The 4,541-nt window shown below is 56.5% G+C and carries 4 protein-coding genes; 3 read left to right on the forward strand and 1 reads right to left on the reverse strand.

The annotated features are described in order from the left end of the window. The first annotated feature begins 218 nt into the window (after positions 1-218). From INT29_RS19700 to INT29_RS19710, 3 genes are read left to right on the forward strand one after another with little or no spacing between them, the layout of a single operon-like run. Positions 219-1,499 carry a TRAP transporter large permease gene (locus tag INT29_RS19700; protein ID WP_101572179.1) on the forward strand — a complete coding sequence of 427 codons (1,281 nt, stop codon included), beginning with the start codon at positions 219-221 and terminating at the stop codon, positions 1,497-1,499. A gap of 11 nt (positions 1,500-1,510) precedes the next feature. Next, a complete protein-coding gene (locus INT29_RS19705) occupies positions 1,511-2,713 on the forward strand; it encodes a CaiB/BaiF CoA transferase family protein (protein WP_193073248.1) in 1,203 nt (400 codons plus the stop codon). A gap of 45 nt (positions 2,714-2,758) precedes the next feature. Further along, on the forward strand, positions 2,759-3,472 hold the full coding sequence (locus tag INT29_RS19710; protein WP_193073249.1) for an IclR family transcriptional regulator: 714 nt from the start codon (positions 2,759-2,761) through the stop codon (positions 3,470-3,472). Between the two features lie 194 nt (positions 3,473-3,666). On the opposite strand, the gene INT29_RS19715 is transcribed toward INT29_RS19710, so the two are convergent. Then, positions 3,667-4,541 (reverse strand): HNH endonuclease signature motif containing protein (locus INT29_RS19715; RefSeq protein ID WP_193073251.1); only part of this gene is annotated, 875 nt, incomplete at its 5' end.

Genomic DNA, 4,541 nt, shown 5'->3' on the forward strand with positions numbered 1-4,541 from the left:
CAGAGAACCAATTAGCTATCGCATAGCCGCTGGACTGCTAACAGGGGCCCAATCACTCCGCCTCCGGGTTCAAGCGAGATTCCAATTCCGACATGGCTGTGGCAACTTAGTCAGCCAGTGGGAGCTGCGGCCCTGTTCTTCGTCGCTGTCGTCGACACTCCTAATGTCATCACAGGTTCATCATCAGCCAATGCCAACGCAACCGGGGGTGAAGACGCGTGATCGCCATAACAATCAGCGTCGTCCTACTGATTCTCATCCTCATCAAGGTTCCTATTCCTTTCGCGATCCTGGGCGCAGCTGGTATTGGTCTGTTGTGGGTGGGAGGTAGCGAGAACCTCATCGGAGTCTTCGAAGTCATTCCGATGAGCTCGGTCGGTAGCAATTCGCTCGCTGCAATCCCACTCTTCATCCTCATGGCCCATCTCGTTCTCAAGAGTGGGGTCTTGGACACCTTGTTCAACTCGGCGAGTACGTTGATCGGACGAATTCGAGGCGGAACCGGCATCGCAGCGGTATTGGCAGGCGCAGGCTTCGCGGCAGTGTCGGGGTCTTCAACAGCCGCAGCAGCCACACTTGCCCACACTTCTACAGGCACAATGCTCAAGCAGGGTTACAGTCCCAGACTTGCGAGCGGAACGGTCGCAAGCGCGGGCACACTGGCTGCGATGATTCCGCCGAGTATCCTGCTGGTCTTCTACGCCATCACCGCTGAAACCAGCGTCGGAAAGACGCTGCTCGCCGGAGTCATCCCCGGCATACTCATGAGCTTGGGACTGGCAATCACAGTCTGGGTGATGGGTCTACGTGGACATGCTCCTGCAACCGAGCGCACTCCATGGATGGCCAAGCTCACCGCTTTGAAAGGCCTACTGCCGATTGCCTTCCTGTTCGCCGTAGTCGTAGGAACGGTCTTTCTCGGGATCGCAACCGCCACCGAGGCCGCGGCGCTTGGATGCTTAGGCGGGCTCTTCCTTATGGTGTCGATGAAGACGATGACCTGGTCAAACCTCAAATCCGCTGTTGTGGGCAGTGTCTCCAGCAGCGCGATGATACTCTCCATCGTCTTCGCGGCACATGTGTTCGGGATCTTCCTTACACAAACTCAGGTCGCTCCAACAGTGGTGGAATACGTCCAAGGTCTAGCGATCGCTCCGACCCTCGTCATCGTCATCTTTGCGCTCATCTATTTAGTGCTCGGGTTCTTCATGGATCAAATGGCGATTATCGCTCTGACAGTTCCGGTGACTCTTCCAGTTGTCGAAGCGCTCGGCTTCGACCCGATTTGGTTCGGCGTAATCGTCATACTTTTAGCAGAGATCGGGCTGATCACCCCACCCCTGGGGCTCAACGCGTTTGTCGTGTCTCGCGCGGCCGGAATCAGAGTCGAAACCGTTTTCATGGGCTCAGTTCCCTTCATTATTGCAATGCTCATCGTCACGACCCTGATATTCGTGTTCCCCGATCTGTCATTGTTTCTGACCACAAGTGTGAATTGAGGAAATAAGCAGTGAACTCCGCTCCTTCTCAACCAAGTTCGGACAAAACCGATCCTTCAGCGTCTACCCGGCCCGTCTTGGACGGTTTGAAGGTTCTCGAATTGGGCACTGTCATAATGGCGCCGTATGCAGGGAAGATCCTTACCGATCTTGGTGCCACGGTGATAAAGGCCGAGCAACCGGGCGGGGACATCGGCCGACGCATAGGACTTGGTGGGGTATCCGGAGACAGCGTGCTATCGATGAACCTCAATGCTTCAAAACACAGCATCGAGATCGATGCCGGCTCCGAAGCCGATCGGCCGGTCCTCGAACACCTCATCGGCTGGTCGGATGTCATTATCACCAATCTGCTGCCCCGGCGACGACGTCGCTACGGGCTTGACTGGGAGAATGTCCGCCGACTGAATCCTCGAACGATCCTGTGCACTGCGCAGGGCTTCTCCTCCCATTCCGACCTGGGTGATCGGCCAGCTTACGACGACATCATCCAAGCAGGGTCTGGTGTCGCAGACACATACAGCTTGCGCGATGGCAGGCCAAGCTATTCTCCCTATGTCGTGGCCGACAAAGTCTGCGGAATGACCATGGTCCAGGCAGTTTTGGCAGCCCTATTCAAAACGCAGGCGAGCGGAAAGGGCACGTGGGTCGATGTTCCGATGGTCGAAACCATGGCGGCGTTCACGTTGGTCGAACACCTTGGCGGCCAGACCTACTCCCCTCCCCGCGGAGATGTCGGATGGTCGCGTGTACTCTCCCCCGAACACAGGCCTCATCAAGCTCTCGACGGCTTCATGTGTGTAATGCCCTATACAGACAAGAACTGGGCTGATTTCTGCACAATCATTGATCGACCCGACTACCTGGACCACCCTGATCTACTTTCAAATCAGGCAAGGACTCGCAATCCGAGAGTCTATGAGTCCGTTCTCGCCGAGTATGCCTCGACACGTACGTGTACGCAGATCAAGGAGGAATGCGAGGTTCTTTCCATTCCAGTTCAAAAGGTCATGAAGGTCGAGGAAATACCAACTGACGAATATCTGGGAACGTCGTCGATGCTCTCGCGTGCCTCACACTCAAACGAGGGCGACTTCGTCCACGTAGGATCACCTCTCACTTTCGTCAACCATCCACGGCCCCCGGTGAGAGGGACGTCGGCAATCGATGCCGACCGCGCCGAGGTCTTCGACATGATCGGCTATTCGAATTGACTCTGTACGCTGTCTCTCACACCACTATCCGGTAAGAGAGAGTCCATGACATCGACACATCGTACGGTCAATCGTATTGTTCGAATACTTGAGTCGGTCGCCCGATCGGGAGATACAGCTGTCAGCCTGACGACCCTGGTACGCGAGCTCGAAGCCCCCAAGAGCAGTGTCTACGGTTTCGTGAAGGGGTTGTGCGCGGAAGGATACCTCGACGAAGTCCACGACGGCTACATGCTCGGCACAGGCGTCGCGCATGTCCTCGGCCCAGCTGAGAACTCGATTGTGCTGCTCATTGAGGATGTGCTCGAAGAGATCTCAGCTCGCACTGGTGAGACCGTAACTGTGGCCATTCGTGTTGCCAGCTCGGTTGTCTATGTTCACAGTCTGCCCGCTGACTATGAAGTCTGCTATGTCCCGCAGCTCAAAGTCAGACGCCCATTGTTACCAACGTCCTCAGGAAAGCTGTTCTTCGCACTACAGCCGAAACCCGGGGACGAAGAACTGCTCGCAAAATTCGAGCCCAACCAGCGGTCGAAGCTGCAAGCAGAACTGCCTGGAATTCGCGCCTCCGGAACCGCACTCAATCGCGGAGAGACAGTTCCCGACGTGGCAGCTACCGCAGTAGGAGTGTTCGTCGACTCGGTGCTCAATGCAGCGATCACAATCGCGGGCCCAACCACCAGGACAGAACCACGCTTGCAACACTACGGAGATATTGCGCGCGAGCTGCTCGAGCGCGCGGGGTTCGGTCAACCCTGAAATTATGGTCATCTACTTCCACGTGGTGTAGCGCCGGGAAGCAGCTGCCCGTAAAACCAGTTGCCACCGGAGACCGGTGTTCAAGTTCGCCTCGCTTCCAGAAAGAGGTCCTCTTCCCGCAAGCATGATCTGGCACGCTCAGCTTCCAGCGGGTGGAAGCCCAGGCACCTAAAGCGGCTATAGTCCACTCCAACTCATTCGTCGAAGAGTGTGTCGATGACGTCTTGAGCCACGAACCTCGCATGCAAGATCGGTCGCCTACCCGGATCGATCGAGGCAGGAGGCACCCACGCAGGACGCCCATCTTTGAGCATCACAGTCTCCCAATCCGACCGATCCAATAAATGGTGATGAGCCGAGCAACTCAAAGTCATATTGTTGATATCGGTCCTGCCACCTTGTGCCCACTCCACAATATGATGGGCATCGCACCACCCCGGCGGAGCATCACAACCCGGAAACGTACACCCCTGATCACGAGCAGTCAGCACCGCGATCTGCCTGGCATTCGCGAACCGATTCTCCGTGACCACCTGCATCGTCTTCGCCTTCTCGGAGATCAGTTCGAAGAACACCGCCCCATTCAAACCATGACGAACAAGTTCGCTGATCGGGACCGGATTCTCAGTCCCCGTGGTACCGACCCCGGTTCCATTCCCAAGATCTTCTGCTGTGGCTGTCACGACGAGTGCGTATTGCGAGCCTTGACCAGTCCGCGCCATATCGATGCGCCCGATCAGTGTCGCGAAGCGTTCGTAGATCCACTCCTGAGCACTCAACCGCTGTCCCGACATGTCAACGAGAGTTCCATCCTCGAGAACACCGCACTCGCTCGCGGAATGATCGTTACTGCCAGCAATGGTGTTTCCACCGTTTGCATCGATTGCACTGTCGTTCTTCGCGATTTTGGTTCTTAGCGTCAGTAACCCGTTGAGCTGACCACCGGTGACAGGGTCGAGGAGACCCGTGATCTCCCAGTCCCCGTTCTCACACGCATGCATGTTCACTTTGTACTTGGTCCGGTCCGTGGCATCGACGGGTTCTTGACCATCGGGATCGATATGGGCCA

Origin of the sequence: Brevibacterium sp. FME37 (genome assembly GCF_014897485.1) — a bacterium.
GTDB lineage: Bacteria > Actinomycetota > Actinomycetes > Actinomycetales > Brevibacteriaceae > Brevibacterium.